The 16484-nt window shown below is 56.4% G+C and carries 18 protein-coding genes and 1 riboswitch; of the genes, 12 read left to right on the plus strand and 6 right to left on the minus strand.

The window, feature by feature from the left end:
* Positions 1 to 231: 231 nt before the first annotated feature.
* Both BN1189_RS12750 and BN1189_RS12755 read right to left on the minus strand, forming a co-directional pair.
* Positions 232 to 1434 (minus strand): toxic anion resistance protein, encoded by a 1203-nt coding sequence (locus BN1189_RS12750; RefSeq protein ID WP_040228593.1) that lies wholly within the window; start codon positions 1432 to 1434, stop codon positions 232 to 234.
* Positions 1409 to 2107: a 5-bromo-4-chloroindolyl phosphate hydrolysis family protein gene (locus tag BN1189_RS12755; RefSeq protein ID WP_040228595.1), complete on the minus strand. Its 699-nt coding sequence runs from the start codon at positions 2105 to 2107 to the stop codon at positions 1409 to 1411. Before BN1189_RS12755 ends, BN1189_RS12750 begins: the two co-directional genes overlap by 26 nt.
* A 220-nt stretch (positions 2108 to 2327) precedes the next feature.
* Here BN1189_RS12755 and BN1189_RS12760 point away from each other — a divergent pair, with 220 nt between their 5' ends.
* Together BN1189_RS12760 and BN1189_RS12765 are read left to right on the plus strand one after the other, a co-directional pair.
* Positions 2328 to 2624, plus strand: a complete 297-nt coding sequence (locus BN1189_RS12760; RefSeq protein WP_040228596.1) for a DUF1033 family protein — start codon at positions 2328 to 2330, stop codon at positions 2622 to 2624.
* A gap of 202 nt (positions 2625 to 2826) precedes the next feature.
* Positions 2827 to 3027, plus strand: coding sequence for a cold-shock protein (locus BN1189_RS12765; protein WP_040228597.1), 201 nt, complete (start codon positions 2827 to 2829; stop codon positions 3025 to 3027).
* A gap of 57 nt (positions 3028 to 3084) precedes the next feature.
* Here BN1189_RS12765 and BN1189_RS12770 read toward each other — a convergent pair whose 3' ends face one another.
* Positions 3085 to 3873 carry a hypothetical protein gene (locus BN1189_RS12770; protein ID WP_052455850.1) on the minus strand — a complete coding sequence of 263 codons (789 nt, stop codon included), beginning with the start codon at positions 3871 to 3873 and terminating at the stop codon, positions 3085 to 3087.
* Positions 3874 to 3999: 126 nt separating this feature from the next.
* Between BN1189_RS12770 and BN1189_RS12775 the strand changes: the two genes are divergently transcribed.
* Positions 4000 to 4479 carry a YkvA family protein gene (locus BN1189_RS12775; protein ID WP_040228599.1) on the plus strand — a complete coding sequence of 160 codons (480 nt, stop codon included), beginning with the start codon at positions 4000 to 4002 and terminating at the stop codon, positions 4477 to 4479.
* A gap of 40 nt (positions 4480 to 4519) precedes the next feature.
* Here the strand turns inward: BN1189_RS12775 and BN1189_RS12780 are convergent, their stop codons facing one another.
* From BN1189_RS12780 to msrA, 3 genes are all read right to left on the minus strand, one after another.
* On the minus strand, positions 4520 to 6127 hold the full coding sequence (locus tag BN1189_RS12780; RefSeq protein WP_040228601.1) for an ABC-F family ATP-binding cassette domain-containing protein: 1608 nt from the start codon (positions 6125 to 6127) through the stop codon (positions 4520 to 4522).
* Positions 6128 to 6233: 106 nt separating this feature from the next.
* Positions 6234 to 6476, minus strand: a complete 243-nt coding sequence (locus BN1189_RS12785; RefSeq protein WP_257125456.1) for a hypothetical protein — start codon at positions 6474 to 6476, stop codon at positions 6234 to 6236.
* A gap of 149 nt (positions 6477 to 6625) precedes the next feature.
* Positions 6626 to 7159, minus strand: coding sequence for a peptide-methionine (S)-S-oxide reductase MsrA (gene msrA / locus BN1189_RS12790; protein ID WP_040228604.1), 534 nt, complete (start codon positions 7157 to 7159; stop codon positions 6626 to 6628).
* Between the two features lie 128 nt (positions 7160 to 7287).
* Between msrA and BN1189_RS12795 the strand changes: the two genes are divergently transcribed.
* The 9 genes from BN1189_RS12795 (at position 7288) to BN1189_RS12835 (ending at position 16475) form a co-directional block, all read left to right on the plus strand.
* A complete protein-coding gene (locus BN1189_RS12795) occupies positions 7288 to 8268 on the plus strand; it encodes an LCP family protein (RefSeq protein WP_040228605.1) in 981 nt (326 codons plus the stop codon).
* Between the two features lie 15 nt (positions 8269 to 8283).
* Positions 8284 to 9489, plus strand: coding sequence for an AI-2E family transporter (locus tag BN1189_RS12800; protein ID WP_179860955.1), 1206 nt, complete (start codon positions 8284 to 8286; stop codon positions 9487 to 9489).
* A 1-nt stretch (position 9490) separates the two neighbouring features.
* Positions 9491 to 9895, plus strand: coding sequence for a sporulation protein (locus BN1189_RS12805; protein WP_040228608.1), 405 nt, complete (start codon positions 9491 to 9493; stop codon positions 9893 to 9895).
* A gap of 83 nt (positions 9896 to 9978) precedes the next feature.
* Complete coding sequence (locus BN1189_RS12810; protein WP_040228609.1) at positions 9979 to 10392, plus strand: MarR family winged helix-turn-helix transcriptional regulator; 414 nt, start codon at positions 9979 to 9981, stop codon at positions 10390 to 10392.
* Positions 10393 to 11521: 1129 nt separating this feature from the next.
* A riboswitch (Lysine riboswitch) is annotated at positions 11522 to 11700 on the plus strand.
* A gap of 179 nt (positions 11701 to 11879) precedes the next feature.
* Entirely contained in the window at positions 11880 to 12761 is an 882-nt protein-coding gene (gene dapA / locus BN1189_RS12815; RefSeq protein WP_040228610.1) for a 4-hydroxy-tetrahydrodipicolinate synthase, read from the plus strand.
* Between the two features lie 2 nt (positions 12762 to 12763).
* Positions 12764 to 13495, plus strand: coding sequence for a 4-hydroxy-tetrahydrodipicolinate reductase (gene dapB, locus BN1189_RS12820; protein ID WP_040228612.1), 732 nt, complete (start codon positions 12764 to 12766; stop codon positions 13493 to 13495).
* Positions 13496 to 13498: 3 nt separating this feature from the next.
* On the plus strand, positions 13499 to 14215 hold the full coding sequence (gene dapD, locus BN1189_RS12825; protein WP_040228613.1) for a 2,3,4,5-tetrahydropyridine-2,6-dicarboxylate N-acetyltransferase: 717 nt from the start codon (positions 13499 to 13501) through the stop codon (positions 14213 to 14215).
* Positions 14216 to 14274: 59 nt separating this feature from the next.
* Positions 14275 to 15426 carry a M20 metallopeptidase family protein gene (locus tag BN1189_RS12830; protein WP_040228614.1) on the plus strand — a complete coding sequence of 384 codons (1152 nt, stop codon included), beginning with the start codon at positions 14275 to 14277 and terminating at the stop codon, positions 15424 to 15426.
* A complete protein-coding gene (locus tag BN1189_RS12835; RefSeq protein WP_040228615.1) occupies positions 15426 to 16475 on the plus strand; it encodes an alanine racemase in 1050 nt (349 codons plus the stop codon). Before BN1189_RS12830 ends, BN1189_RS12835 begins: the two co-directional genes overlap by 1 nt.
* Positions 16476 to 16484 lie beyond the last annotated feature (9 nt).

Here is a 16484-nt window from a genome sequence, read left to right on the forward strand (position 1 = left end):
GCTTGTAAAATCGGAGTATGGCCCACAATATCGGAGCATGGCACGTAAAATCGGAGTATGGAACACAAAATCGGAGTATGGCTTGTAAATTCGGAGCATGTCGTACCGCCCCTTCTTTAGCAAGCTGAAGCAGTGCGGATCGGTCGCTCCACGCCGCTTTCCGCTTTCCCCATCAATAAAAAGCAACGCATGAAAGGATGACATCCTTCATGCGTTGCTTCGGAACCGTCCTCATGAAGGGCGGTTTTGTGTTTTGTCCGCGACCGAGATGAGGCGCTGTTTGAGCTCTTCTTCCATCCGTCCGATTTCGGCTTCTGCGGCTTTCCGCTTGGCCCGTCCGTCGGCCTGGATGGCGAGTGTTTCCTCGATCGTGGAGATCAGGTTTTCCTGGGTCTTTTTCAGCGTGTCGACTTCGACGATTCCGCGTTCGTTCTCTTTGGCTGTTTCAATGCTGTTCATCTTGAGCATTTCCGAGTTCCGCAGCAGGAGGTCGTTCGTCGTCTTCGTCACGAGCTTCTGCGATTCGACGGCCTGCCGCTGTCTGTTGAGCGTGAGGGCGATGGCGATCTGGTTTTTCCAGAGCGGGATCGATGTCATGATCGACGACTGGATCTTTTCGGCGAGCGTCTGGTTCGTCTGCTGGATCATCCGGATCTGCGGCGCACTCTGGATGGTGATCTGGCGCGAGAGCTGAAGATCATAGACCCGCTTCTCGAGCCTGTCCACGAACTGGGCCATGTCATTCACTTCCTGGAACGCCATCTGGTCGTTGGATGCTTCCGCCTTGGCGCGGAGGGCGGGGAGGGTCTCGTTCATGATTTCGTCCCGCTTCAGTTCCGCGGCCGCGATGTAGACGTTGAGCGCCTGGAAGTAGGCTTTGTTCTGCTCGTAAAGGTTGTCGAGCATATGGACGTCCTCGATGAGCCCGCGTTTGGAGTGTTCGAGCTGAACGCCGATCCGGTCGATCTGCGTGCTCAGCTTCTGATATTTGGTCATCAGTTCCTGTACGGAGCGCTGGACCCGGCCGAACAGCTTTTTCAGGCCGGATTTCTTTTCTACGCTGAGGTCTTCCGGGTCGATCTCATTGAGCTTGCCCATCAGTTCGCTCAGGATATCGCCGACCGGTCCGATATCCTTTGATTGGACGTGGTCAAGCATCTTGTGGGAGAACGTCGAGAGCTGGTTCTGCGCATTGGCCCCGTAGGTGAGAATCGCTTCATAGTCTCCTGCGGGGATCTGCTTGGAGAGTTCCCGGGCTTTGGCCCGTTCTTCCTCGCTCAGCCTGTCCATCAGGGCGACACCGGGTTTCGCCGGGGCGGATGTCTGCATTTCATCCGGAAGCAGGGAAGCCTCCGGTTTCAGGTCGAAGGGGTTGTCGAGCAGGTCGTCCATTGTCGTGTTCATCGGTTCAGGAGCCGATTTGTTTTCGGTCATCCGAGTCATCTCCTTCCAGCGGCAGCGATTTGGTTTCCGCCGCATCTAATTCCTTTCTTTCCTTACCCGTCAAAACATCGGCATAGTCCAGTTCGAACCGGAGAGTCTCCAGGTCGGTCGCGAGTGCCCGCTTCACGTCTTTCCGGATTTCCTCGTTCAGGTCCCCGAGGGTCTCCCGTGTCTGTTGGAGGGCGACCTTCATCTCCTCGTCCTTCGTCGGCTGGTTGGCCAGCAGAGCGTATTTCGAAGAGAGCTCAACGGCGGAGTCGAGATGGGCATAGAAGAACTTTTCCACGTTGTAGAATTTCTTCGGGTTTTGCCGGACAATGCCGATGATGCGCTTCGAGAGCTTGTTCAGCTCATTCAGCTGGCGGAATGCCTGGACGGACCGGATGTTGCCGTAATGTGCATTCAATTGCCGGAGCTTGGACTTCGCCTCGCCCAGCTGGTGTTCAATATGTTTAAATTCGGATCGGGTCATGCCGAGCCGTTTGACCTCGGAAGTCGTCTGCACCTGGCGGACCGTGAAGTCACCTGCCAGGTAAATGGCGATGAGCAGGCCGGTCGCCGGCACAAATCCCATCCCTGCTCCGAGAAGAAAATAGAGCCATGACCCAAAACTGACCGGCAGCATGATCGCCTGCCTCGTCAGGAATTGCTGAAAGTAATTCATCAGCCGGACCTCCTGTCGGAATCTTACTATAGCTACGTTGCGGACGGGGAAAAGGTTTCACCGTCCGTGTCTCCGTCCGTTCGTTCATGCCTCCATTATATCGCATACCCGGCCCGCGGGCACACGAACCGCATGCCGTTTCGAGCATTGTATGTGGAGGCGGCGGCCGAATCTGCTAGAATGGGGGCTATACAAAGGTTTAAAAAAGAGGTTGAGCAGAATGTATGAGATCATTTACATGAGAGCAGACTATGAACCATGGTGGCAGTTTGACGGCTGGGAAGAAGAGATCGTTGAGCGCTGGTCTTTCGCCGAGGCGGACCAGGCGATCGAGAAGCTCGAAGACGTGCTCTGCGGGATGAGGGGCGAGCATGCCAACGAGGCGGAGCGGGACGGCCGCTTCTGGGCGTTCTGGTCGAAGAAGGAAGTATGCTTCTGCGAACACTGCGATGAAGATCTACAATTGTATCACGGCGTGATCACGATGAAAGACGGTCAACCGTCCCCGTTTTCGTGAAAATGAAAAATGTTCTGTAATTTCGATTGACAACGGACTGAAAGATGTTATACTTGTGTTTAATTGAACAGGCGGACCAAACACGGATTCACATATTATAAAAAGTGATCGGGGTCTTTGCGGTACTTTTTATAATATGTGAATTTTTTTGTTCAGCAAAAGGGTTCCATATTAATTTTTACTTTTATTTGGGGGTATCATCATGAAACAAGGTACAGTAAAATGGTTCAACGCTGAAAAAGGCTTCGGTTTCATCGAAGTCGAAGGTGAAGACGACGTATTCGTCCACTTCTCCGCAATCCAGGGCGAAGGCTTCAAGACGCTCGACGAAGGCCAGCAGGTCGAGTTCGAAGTTGTCGACGGCAACCGCGGACCGCAGGCTGCAAACGTCGTCAAACTGTAATAGCCGACGATCCAAAGGGGCATCCGGATAATCCGGATGCCCCTTTTTCCGTCCCCTTTAAATGCCTGTCGCCGATTCGAGGATGGAGGTGACGATGAACGGCTCTTCACCCTCTTCCTCCATGACCGATTCCCGTTTGACTTCACCGAATCCGGGCACAATCCAGGAGCGGTTCGTGAAGTCCGCCGTTTTTTCTTCGATCAGGATGGCCCCGTCGAACGTGCGGAAAGGCGTCTCCACCGTTTCATCATTGCCGAGGACCGTCCAGCCTTCGAATTCGGCGCCTTTCTCCGCAGGAAGGGCAAGGTAGGTGTTCATCGGTTCCATGGCGACCAGTTCTTCTTTGGACGGCAGCGGCTCATCTTCTTCGAGCGGCTTGCCGAGGACCTGTTCGATCTTGTCTTCACTGATCCGGTAGGCTTTGCGCAGTGTCACGCCGCCGTTGTCTTCGTCCAGGACGACATACTCGCCGTCCGACAGGCGGACCGAGATGTCGAGCTCGGCGAATTCATTACCCTCTCCCTTGAAATGAAGCTCTGCGCCTTCAGGAGGGAACAGGGAAGATGTTTCTTCCGCTGCGTCTTTGCTTTCGTCTGAACCGTCTTCTCCGGCAGGGTCGGCTTCTTCGGCGTCTGTGTCTTCACTGCCGGTTTGCTCCGTTGCCTCGTCTGTTATCGTGTCTTCAGACGGTTCCGTCTCCGGTGCGTTCTCTTCGGCCGGGGCTGCGGTCACATCATCCGTGTCGGCCGGGTCCGTGCCATCCGACGTTTCGCCGCTGCCGCCGGTGTTGCATCCGGCAAGCAGGAGAGCGAGGGACGCGGAGGCGGCCCATTTCCATTTTCTCATCTGTCATCTCTCCTTTTGTTGTGGGGTCTTTGATGCCCTCTTCTCTTAATAGGTCGTGTACCATTGCGCGGACGTTTCAAAACGTGCCCGGAATGGTAAAAAAGAATCAGAAGGGACGTGCAGCGCGTGAAACAAGAACTGAAAGAGCCGCTCCCGACTCCCGCGGAGCAGGAAGGGTTCTATAAACAGCTGCGAAGCCGGATCGCCCGCTGGCTCGGGCAGAAGCCGGGAAAGCGGGGCAGGGTCGCAGATGTCGTCCTGTTTGCACCCGACCTGTTCCATCTTCTCATGAAATCATTGACAGATGGAAGGATCGACCGGAAAAGCCGTCTCCTCGTCGCGAGCGGGATCCTTTATTTCATCTCGCCGATCGATTTGCTGCCGGAAGGGCTGCTCGGCCCCGGCGGCTATCTCGACGATGTGGCGGTTGCGTCGTTCATCATCACGACGCTCATCGGCAGTGCCGGGGAAGATGTGATGGAAGAGCACTGGACGGGGAACACCCGCCTGCTGCGAACGCTCGGAACGATCAGCGACCGGGGAGGGAAACTGATCCGGAAGCTGCCCGCAGGGGTGCTGGCGCGCCGCTATCTGAAGAAGCATTGAAAAAAGGGGAGACGGATGTCCGTCTCCCCTTTGATCATCCTCAGTTGGCGACGCTTTGGGCATCGCGCCATTCGAGGTATTCGTCGTAGCCGAGCTGTTTGTCCAGAATGGTCCCGTCATCCATGATCTCGATCACGCGGTTGGCGATCGTCTGGATGAACTGGTGGTCATGAGAAGTGAAGATCATCGCGCCCTTGAATGCGATCAGGCCGTTGTTCAGCGCCTGGATCGATTCGAGGTCGAGGTGGTTCGTCGGCTCGTCGAGAAGAAGGACGTTGGCATTCGTCAGCATCATCTTCGACAGCATGCAGCGGACTTTCTCGCCTCCGGAAAGAACGGACGGCTTCTTCTTCACTTCCTCGCCGGAGAAGAGCATCCGGCCGAGGAAGCCGCGGAGGAAGGTTTCCGTCTGGTCTTCCGGAGAGTACTGGCGGAGCCAGTCGACGAGTGTCGGCTCGCTTCCGGAGAAGTACTCGGAACTGTCCTGCGGGAAGTAGGCTTGGGAAGTCGTGACGCCCCATTTGTACGAGCCCGATTCCGGCTCTTTTTCGCCTGCAAGGACGTCGAGGAGTGCCGACTTGGCGAGCGGGTTGCCGATCAGGATGATCTTGTCTTCCTTGTTCATCGTGAAGCTGATGTTGTCGGCGAATGTGTGGCCTTCCTCCTTGATCGTCAGGTCCTTCACCTGAAGGACATCGTTGCCGATTTCCCGGCCGATCTGGAAGTTGACGTACGGATAGCGGCGGGAAGACGGACGGATGTCGTCCAGCTCGATCTTCTCGAGCGTCTTTTTCCGCGAAGTTGCCTGCTTGGATTTCGAGGCGTTGGCGCTGAAGCGGGCGATGAACGCCTGCAGCTCCTTGACCTTTTCCTCTTTTTTCTTGTTCTGCTCGGATGCCATCTTGGCCGCGAGCTGGCTCGATTCATACCAGAAGTCGTAGTTGCCGACGTACAGCTGGATCTTGCTGAAGTCGAGGTCCGCGATATGCGTGCACACCTTGTTCAGGAAGTGCCGGTCATGGGATACGACGATGACGGTGTTCTCAAAGTTGATGAGGAACTCCTCGAGCCACCGGATGGCTTTCAGGTCGAGGTGGTTGGTCGGCTCATCCAGCAGCAGGACGTCGGGCTTCCCGAACAGGGCCTGTGCAAGCAGAACCTTCACCTTGTCGGAACCTGTGAGATCTTTCATCTTCGTGTGCATCATCGATTCCGGGATGCCGAGGCCCTGAAGGAGGATCGACGCATCCGTCTCCGCCTCCCAGCCGTTCATTTCCGCGAATTCGCCTTCCAGTTCGGCGGCGCGCATGCCGTCCTCGTCCGAGAAGTCTTCTTTCATGTAGATCGAATTCTTCTCATTCATGACTTCAAACAGGCGTTTGTGGCCCATGATGACGGTCTCGAGGACTTCGTTTTCCTCGTATTCATAGTGGTTCTGCTTCAGGACGGCGAGACGCTCGTCGGCCCCCATCGAGACATTTCCTGTCTGCGGCTCGAGTTCGCCGGAGAGAATCTTGAGGAAGGTGGACTTGCCCGCGCCGTTCGCACCGATCAGGCCGTAGCAGTTGCCCGGCGTGAACTTTATGTTGACGTCTTCGAACAGCTTGCGGTCACCGAAGCGAAGACTGACGTTGCTAACTTGAATCATGAGTTCTCCTCCTTGTACACAATGCTCCGATTATAACATAAAGCGCCCCCGGACCAAAACACGGCGGGGACGCGAAAAAGACAATGGGGCCGGGACAGCCGGAAAATCAGGAAACTCCGAGGTTCCGTACACTGCGCCGGTTGCGGTAATGCTCAATCGTGCCGAGCTCTCCGTTGACGAGTTCTTCCATGACGGCATAATGGCGCCGCTCCGGAAGCGGACCGTACTCACCGCCCCTTGAAGAGAACAGGAAGTAGTAGTCCCCGATTCTCCTGAACAGGAAGACCGTCTCCGGAAAGTCATCAAATATGGCCTTCACCTGATACTTGCGCGTGTAGGACCACTGCATCAGCTTCAATGGGATCACCTTCCTGTTATATATTACCTGCAACAGGGGAAGAACGCAAGTTCGTACAGGCTGATCCGGGCATATGCACGGAGGCAAGCACGGCAAAAAGATGTCCGGTCGAGAAGAAACACCTGCCGTGACGGATGCCGTCAGTTTTTCCAGTGGTCCTGGATGAATTCATCGCGGCCGGAAATTGCGCGATCTTGTTCATAATGGTCCGGTTCTTTGAGATAATAGTCCTGGTGGTAGTCTTCGGCAGGATAAAAGACCGATGCCGGGAGGATTTCCGTCACGATCGGTTTCTGGAACCGGCCGCTCGCTTCGAGTGCTTCCCGGGAGCGGAGTGCTTTGCTTCGCTGGTCGTCCGTCGTCCAGAAGATGGCGGTCCGGTATGAATCGCCGCGGTCCTGGAACTGTCCGCCGTCGTCCGTCGGGTCGATCTGCTGCCAGTAGACATCAAGCAGCTTCTCATAAGGGAAGACTTCCGGATCGAATTCGATCTCGACCGCTTCGAAATGGCCGGTCTTGCCTGATTTCACTTGTTCATAGGTCGGGTTTGCGGCCGTGCCGCCCGTATAGCCGGAAACGAGGCCGTGGATGCCGTCCCACTCTTTGAACGGCTTCACCATGCACCAGAAGCAGCCTCCGGCAAACACCGCCTTTTCAGTTTTGCTTTCCGCCATCTGTCCGTCACCTTCTCTTTCATTTCATGCCGAAATTGTAGCATGCGGCGCGACGGCCGGGCAAGGCGGTGCAACCCCCGGAGCGGCGGGGCCGTCCTATGAACGAATACCAGTCTGGAGGAATCATCATGGAACAACGACATACACGGACAGGAAGAAAGAGGCGGCGGAGGCTCCGGCCGTTCAGGACGTTGTTCGCCTTCCTTTTTGTCGCCTTCATCGGGATCGGCCTTTACTCGGTCTGGCAATACAACGAGGGCAAGGAGCTGGCAAAAGGGGAAAAGCCGGACTCCGGGCCTTTCCGCGGAGATCCTGCCGATGCGAGGCAGCCGTACATCGAGAACTATCTGCTTCTCGGCATCGACGACGACGGGTCGGGCCGTTCCCGTTCCGATTCGATGATGCTGGCTTCCTGGAACCGGCAGTCCGGCGATCTGAAGCTCGTTTCGCTCATGCGGGACATCTACGCCGATATCCCGGGCTATAAATCATACAAGCTGAACACCGCGTATTACCTCGGCGGCGTGCAGCTGGCGAAGGATACGGTCTCCGGCATGTTCGGAGTGCCAATCCATCACTACGCCGTCACCGACTTCGACAATTTCGAGAAGCTGATCGATATCGCCGCGCCGAACGGCGTCACGATCGACGTTGAAAAGCCGATGTCCGAGAAGATCGGCGTCTCGCTTGAGCAGGGGACACAGAACCTGAACGGCAAGGAGCTTCTCGGCTATGCGCGTTTTCGGGCAGACAGCGAAGGAGACTTCGGCCGCGTGGCCCGGCAGCAGAAGGCGCTTGCCGCGCTGAAAGATGAAGTGGTCTCTCCGGCTACGCTGCCGCGGCTGCCGAAAATGGCAGGAGCGGCGACCGGCTACGTCGAAACAGATATCGGCGGGACGGAAGGCCTGGGGAAAGTGCTGAGGGCGGCATTGACGGGAGGCGTCCACATTGAGCGGATGACCATCCCGGCCGAGGGCACCTATTCGTTCGGCTCTTATCCGCACGCCGGTTCCGTGATCGAAATCGATCTTCCGGCCAACCGGGAGGCGCTCGGCAAGTTTCTCGGCGTTTCCCTGAATGAACATTCGGCGGCGGCATTCGCCGACTGACCTGGGGGGATCCAATTGAATAGAGATAACAAAAAAGGGGGCTCACGGGTCATCCGGTTCCTCGGCGGGCGGGTGACCTTGTTCGTTTTGGCCACCGTGCTTCTGGCCGGTCTCGTCATCCTCGTCTACGACCGGGTGTCCTTCATCTTCACGCCGGTCCGGGTGCTGTTGCAGACGGTCGTGCTTCCAGTTATCCTGGCAATGATCCTCTTTTATCTGCTCCGGCCCGTGCTCCGGCTGCTGGAGCGTGCAAAGATTCCGAGGGTCTGGGGGATAGCGATCATCTATATCGGGGGGATCGGGCTGATCACGCTGCTCGTCCTGCTCGTCTTCCCGTTCCTGAAAGCGCAGTTCCACAACCTGGCGGCGGACTTCCCGGAATACTTCCGGACACTCATGCTCAACATCGACCGGTACATGAGCACGTCACTGTTTGCCAGCTATTACAATGACCTGAACTTCAGCCTGGCAAAGATGACCGACTCGTTCTTCGATGACATCGCGGGGTTCTTCCAGGACACTGCCGGCGGAATCGCCTCGGGAATCACGAACTTTATATCGACGCTCACCGGAATCATCCTGTCGGTCGTGACCGTCCCGTTCATCCTGTTTTATCTGCTGAAGGACGGGGAAAAGCTGCCCGGATTCATCATGAACCTGCTTCCGCCGAGAATGCGGGACGACGCGATGGTAATCACCGCAGATGCGGACCGGCAGCTGAGCGCCTATATTCTCGGCCAGGTGCTCGTGTCGTTGTGCATCGGCATCATGGTGTCGATCGGCTTTTTGATCATCGGCATGAAATATGCGCTCGTCCTCGGGGCACTGGCTGCCGTGACGAGTGTTGTCCCGTATCTCGGTCCGGTCATCGCGATCACGCCGGCATTGATCATCGCGCTCGTCACTTCGCCGTTCATGATCCTGAAGCTCGCAATCGTGTGGACGGTCGTCCAGCTCGTAGAATCGAAGTTTATCTCACCGCAGATTATGGGTAAAACGATGCATATCCATCCGGTCACCATTATTTTCGTCCTGCTCACTGCAGGTTCGCTTTTCGGCATCCCGGGCGTCATTCTCGGGATACCGGGATACGCGCTGCTGAAGGTCGTCGCTTCTCATTTGTTCAAGCTTTTCAAGAAGCGGTACGATGAGCATGAAGACGAGCCGGAGATGCGCTACGGCGAAAACAATCTGCGGCCGGATGAGACAGGGAGAGAGTAAGATGCTGAAATCTTTTTTATCGAAAATCGGAATTAACAGCCTGCAGGTGGATACGGTCGTCGACAATCAGGTGCTTGAAGAAGGGGAGACGCTCAATGGCACCATTTATATCGATGGAGGAGATGCGGACCAGGTGATTGATCACCTGACGCTTGAAGTGCTGATCCGGACCCATGAATATAAGCCCGACAGCGATTTTGACACCGTTGACAGGACCATCACGAAGCAGTCCATCGAATTGCTTGGAGATGTCCGCTCGAAAGAAACGAGGATGATCCCGTTTGAGGTCGTCCCGGACGAGCGGTGGCAGGTGGATAAAGAAAAATCCAAGCTCATCTTAAAAACGACCGTCCATATTGCCGGCGGGATCGATGGCCATGATGAAGATGAAATCAGTTATGGCTGATTGGACAGAAGAAGCGCATCCGATTTTCCGGGTGCGCTTTTTGTTTTTTGAATGTACAATCAATTCAAGGGGAGGGGACTTACATGGATGAAATGCTGAGGATGTTTCATACGCTGAATGGGGAGCTGAATAAAATCCACAAAGACGCATGCAGGGAAGTCTCGGTGCAGCAGAGCACGATCATGCACGAAATCCAGAACCTCAACGAACCGTCGATGCAGGAAACCGCCCGCGGAGTCGGCATGGACATCACGACGTTTTCGCGGCAGATCCAGTCACTTGTTTCAGCAGGATTAGTCTCCAGAAGACCGTACCCCGGGGACCGCCGGATCCAAATCCTTTCGCTGACCGGAGAAGGGGAATCTGCAGTGGAACAGATCGATGCACTCATACTGGAACAGCTTGAAAAAGCATTCGAGGGAATGGGCGGTTTTGAAAAGGAAGTCATCGTCCGATCCCTCCAGCAACTGCAAAAAACGATGAAAGGAGATGGCTGAATCCAGTAGTTGCAAAGTACATCTATTGATTTTGATTAATGGTTGCAAGATTCAACTAGGATACTTGAAAGCTGATCCTAATGCAGAAAAAGTCTGACAGTTTCGGTTTGCAACTATCGAAGTTGAGTTTTGCATCTATTGAACATGCAACTTGCATGCAATGAACAATCGTTTTGCAATCAATCTGTTTTTATTGCGCAGACAGCAGCCGACAGGCGGTTTCGCTGCTTGTATAACAGCTCCCGGGTCAGTTTGAATACAGTCAGACAGCCGCCAGCCAGTCGGCTGCAAAGCGGCATGGACCGATCAGCGATTCAATGAAGAATTCATACGAAGAATACCGGGACAATTTTGTGAGAGAAATGCCGGCTGGTCATCAGCAGAAAAACAGTCCGGATTGCGTATGGATATTTGGCCGGATTGAGGAACTGATCTGCGACATTTGGAACTTGTCGTGAAAGTCGCTGTCATTGCATGGACAGTCAACAAACAGCAGGATAGGCAAATGAAGTGACGGAAGGACCGCTTAAGACGGATCCGCCAAAAGAAGGCCAAAAGACAATCCCGGTCATGCTATAATGATTCCAGGCTATAGGCTGCAGAGGGTAGCAGGAGTGGACCCTCTCTTGACTGCCACCGCTTTTAGTTTACATAATTTCTATTTTCGGAAGTTGAGTATCATTGAATAGTATACTCTAAACAGTGAGACGAAACGCGTTTTTTTGGTTATTCATGTCTGTGCAGACATTTTGGTCAATCCATCATTGCACCGGTGTTTTTGTCTGGTTTTCGTTTCATCTTCTCCGGCTGCATCATGATTTCACCCTCAGTCCGTCTCATCAGCCCGGTCTCCACGCATCTCACATCTCATTCTTATTCTCGTCTCGCCACGTCCCATCTCATCTCATTCGCATATCCCGTCTCACAATCAACCGGTTCACTTCCTGCGCTTCATTAACCGGCCGCCGGTTGCTGCCTTGCTTTCTTGAGTGTATTCAAACCGCACTTCACCCACAATCCAGTGCCCTTCTACGATCCGTTGATCCACCAAGTTGAAAAAAGATTCAGCAAACCCCTTTACATCCGCTTCCCGATGATGTAGTGTAGTTTCCAAGATTCATAATTGAATAACAATGGATGAGGTGCAAAGATCATCAGTAACCCGCCGCAACGGCTGCAGTCCGGCCGCGGGTGAAAGGGAGATTTGCCGAAATGGGGGCCGGTTTGCAGGCTGTCCCCTGTTGGACTGTACAGAAACACTGTGCAGGCTGTCATTATTCTTCGTGATAATGGAGTGCTTCCTTCTTGTGACCTTCCAGGTCGTGCATTGCACAACCCAAAACCGCCACAAGCCGGAAAACGATTCATTTTCCGGCTTGTGTTTTTTTATTGGGGAGCGATGCATGGGACATTTCATCCATTGTCCGGGCATTCGTACCGGAAACCGGAAAACCGGAATACACTATGGATAGAAAGAGGGATGGAACATGAATCATTTGTTCACCGGAACCGCCGCAGCCGTCACTACGCCATTCACCGATCAGCAAGTCGACTACACTAGTTTCCGCAATCACCTCGGGTACCTGATCAATAACCGGATCCAGGCGCTCGTCATCAACGGCACGACCGGAGAAGGCTCTACGCTCACCGCCGAAGAAAGGCGCAGGCTGCTGGAAATTGCCGTGGAAACGTCGGCCGGACGCGTTCCGGTCATCGCCGGCACCGGCTCCAACTCGACGATCGAATCGATCCGGGCTTCCCGTGAAGCGATGGAAATCGGTGCCGACGGAATCATGCTGATCACGCCTTACTACAATAAAACGAGCCAGCGGGGCCTCATCCGCCACTTTGAGGCCATTGTGGATGCGGCCGGCCTTCCGGCGATCTTGTATAACGTTCCGTCCCGCACCGGCATGACGATCGAGCCGGCCACCGTCCTGGAACTGAGCCGGCACCCGATGATCATCGGGCTGAAAGACGCGACAGGCGACCTGAACTACATGTCGCAGGTGCGGCTCATGACCGATCCGTCATTCGCCCTGTACAGCGGAAACGATGATACGGCATTGCCGTTCCTGTCACTCGGCGGAGACGGGGTCATCTCGGTCGTCGCGAACATCGTGCCCGATGAATTCCAGGAGATGTTCGAGCGGTCGAAAACAGATCTGAAAGCGGCACAGGAGATCCACTACCGGCTTACCCCGCTTATTTCGGCACTGTCCGTCGATGTGAACCCGATTCCGATCAAGGTGCTGACGTCGCATCTCGGTTTCGGCGGCTATGAAGTCCGCCTCCCTCTCCTGCCGCTTGAGGCAGCGGGCCGAAGCCGGCTGATCCGCCAATTTGAATCGATTCGGATGGAGGTTTGAGAATGAGGTTGCTGCTTTGCGGATACGGCGCGATGAACCGCCGTGTCGCTGCCCTGGCCGAGGAAAGAGGACATGAGATTGCGGGGGTGCTCCTCACGCGCGGAAGCCGGGCCGGCGGTTATCCGGTGTATCGTCCGGATGAACGCCTTCCGGATGCGGATGCGGTCATCGACTTCTCGCATCCCGCCCTGACGACCGCGCTGCTTGCCGCCGGAACCGGCCTGCCGCTCGTCGTCGCGACGACCGGCGAGAAAGAAGCATTGCTTGAAATGATGAAGGAGAGTTCCGCCGGCCAGCCGGTCTTTTTCAGCGCCAACATGAGTTTCGGCGTCCATATGCTCACGGAGATCGTGAAATACGCGGCCTCCCTTCTCCCCTCGTTCGATATCGAACTGACGGAGCGGCATCACCGGAAGAAAGTGGATGCGCCGAGCGGAACGCTCGTCAAGCTCTACGACGCCATTGCGTCTGTCCGGCCCGGCGTCCACCCGGTGCATGACCGGCACCAGACGGAAGGCAGGAGGACCGATGAGGAGATCGGGATCCATTCGCTCCGGGGCGGCACGATCTCCGGTGAACATGAAGTGCTGTTCGCCGGGCATGAAGAAACGATCACGATCGCCCACCATGCCCAGTCGAAAGACATATTCGCATCAGGCGCGCTCGATGTGGCCGAACGGCTCATCGGCAAAGCGAACGGTTTTTATACTTACGATAACCTGGAGGTTGACTAAACGATGACTGAATTCAACGCAGAAGAAATCATCTCTTTTATCAGCAACGCCAAAAAAACGACGCCGCTTAAAATCTATGTGAACACGGCACTGGAACGCGGAGAGTTCCCGGAGAGCTTCCATGTGTTCGGCGGCGACGGCTCTTATATCATTTTTGCCGACCATGCGGACTGGGCACCGTTCGAGGAAATGAACCGGGACCGGCTCGATGATGTCGTCATCGAACAGGACCGCCGGAACAGTGCCGTTCCGCTTCTGGATGCAACGAACGTCAATGCACGGATCGAGCCGGGCGCCTATATCAGGGAGCATGCCGTCATCGGCGACCATGCCGTCATCATGATGGGCGCCGTCATCAACATCGGGGCCGTCGTCGGCGAAGGGACGATGGTCGACATGAATGCGGTCCTCGGCGGCCGGGCCGCCACCGGGCGGAATGTCCATGTCGGAGCGGGAGCCGTCCTGGCCGGCGTCATCGAACCGGCGAGCGCCACTCCGGTGACGGTCGGCGACAATGTCCTCATCGGCGCGAATGCGGTCCTCCTCGAAGGGGTCCAGGTCGGCGACGGCGCGGTCATCGCGGCCGGCAGCATCGTCACGGATGATGTGCCGGCGGGTGCGGTCGTTGCGGGTGTCCCGGCGCGGATCATCAAACAGGCCGCTGACGTGCAGGCGGGCAAAGTCGGGATCGTCGACGCGCTCCGCAAGCTGAACGACTGACTTTCTTTTAAGGGGGAAGGGCCCGCCCTTCCCTTTTTCAATTCATGGAGGTGGACCTGATGGATTTGACCGAACGCCTGACCCTTCACCGGCGCACACTGCACCGGATTCCGGAACTCGGATTCCGGGAATTCAAGACAGCCCGCTATATCCGGGAAACGCTGGACAAACTCGGAATTGATTACGGAACACCGATGGAGACGGCGACCGTCGCCTTCATCAAGGGGAACTCCGGGCGGACCATCGCGTTCCGGGCGGATATCGACGGCCTTCCGATCGAAGAGGAGAACGACCTTCCGTTCCGCTCGGAACACCCTGGCGTCATGCATGCATGCGGCCACGACGGGCATGCAGCCATCCTTCTCGCATTCGCCGAGCGGTGCATGGAACTGCAGTCGGAGAACGCCCTGCCGCATAACGTCCTCCTCCTTTTCCAGCCGTCCGAGGAATCAGGCGGCGGAGCGGCTCACCTCGTCCGTGCAGGCGTATTTGAAGGTCATCCGCCCGAAGCCGTCTTCGGCCTTCATCTGATGCCGGATGAAGGAGAGGGACTCCTGCTGACGAGGAGCGGGGAGCTGACCGCAAGTGCCACGGAATACCGCTTTACGGTGAAGGGCCGGTCCGCCCACGTTGCGGACAAACAGGATGGTGCTTCCGCGCTCGGTTCGCTGATCCAGATCATCTCCGGCATCGAGCGGCTGCAGCATTACCATTTGGACGGCCTGAACCGCAACATCGTCCATATCGGCCGGATGCAGGCCGGCGAAGCGATCAACACGGTCGCTTCAAGCGCCCGCCTCGAAGGGACCATCCGGACGTATTCGCCGGACGACCTCAAAAAAGTGACGGCCATGATGAAGAACCTGGCCGTCAGCGCGGATCTGCTGTTCGGCACCGAAACGGAACTGGCGGTCGCCGACGGCTACCCGCCGGTCATCAACACCCCTTCCCTCCTCCCTCTCTCCCGGCGCGCGGCAGAGGCGGCGGGCCTCCGCTTCATCGAGAAAGAAAAACCGTATCTGTTCGGCGAAGACTTTTCATTTTACGCGGACGCCGCCCCGGTCCACTTCGCCTTCCTCGGCGTGCGGAATGAGCCGCTCGGCTATACGTCCGGTCTGCATACCCCGACCCTGAATTTCCGGGAAGAGGCGCTTGGGGGCGGAGTCCGATTCTTCGAACAGGCGCTGTTTGAAACAGGAGACGTAAACTGATGCCGGCCGTTCTTGAGATCGACCGCGGACGGATCCTCCGGCAGGCCCGCCGGATCAACGGTGACGCCCCCGTGATCGCGGTCGTGAAAAATGACGCGTACAACATCGGCCTCCCCCTCGCCTGGCGCACGTTCAGGGAAGCCGGAATAAATGCATTCGCGACGACAAACCTGAAGGAAGCGGTCGCCATCCGGGAACTCGACCCGGACAGCCTCGTTTTCCTCATGAACCCGTCTACCGAATTCAGTGTGATCCGCGATCACCGGATCGAGATGACCTTGCCGTCTATGGATTTCTACGTGCGGCACCAGCATGATCTGTCCGGAATCCGGGTCCATCTCGAATACAGGAACCTGCTTCGCCGGTCCGGCTTTGCAGATCCGGAAGAGATGAAACGGGTGCTGGAGGAAGGAGCCGTCGAAGTCTCCGGCATCTGGACGCATTTCGCGTTCGCCGATGAACCGGGCGCACCGGAACACGAACAGGAGAAGGAGGATTGGCTCGCTGTGCTTGCCGAACTGTCGCCGTTTGTGCAGCACTTGCCGTTCATCCATGCGCAGAACAGCGCGTCTTATATGCAGGACGGGCTGCTCCCCGGCCATACCCACATCCGGCCGGGCATCCTGCTGTATGGCTCACGTCCGTATGCTTCGCTTGAGGAATCGGCCGTCCCGAACGTGGTGACCGTCCGGGCGAATGTCATCCAGACCCTCCCGCTGAAACAAGGGGAGTCGTCCGGCTATTCCGCCGCCTTCCGCGCAGAGGAAGACTGCACGGTCGCCGTCTGCGACATCGGCTACGGGGACGGGGTTCTGCGGGCCCGTGCCCGCCACGACGTCCTGATCAACGGCAGGCGCTATCCGGTGGCGGCGCTCATGATGAGCCATCTGCTCGTCCGGGTGGATGAGACGGTGAAGGCGGGCGACACCGTCCATCTCTACGGGGACGACATCCGGGTGGACCGCTTCACCGCGCTCGGGGTCGGTGCGAATTCTGAGCAGATGTCGGCATTGAACCGGATGTCCCTTGAAACGGTCATCAAGGAATGAAAAATGCCC

The sequence above is a fragment of the Bhargavaea cecembensis genome (assembly GCF_000826125.2).
In the GTDB taxonomy this organism is placed as follows: domain Bacteria; phylum Bacillota; class Bacilli; order Bacillales_A; family Planococcaceae; genus Bhargavaea; species Bhargavaea cecembensis_B.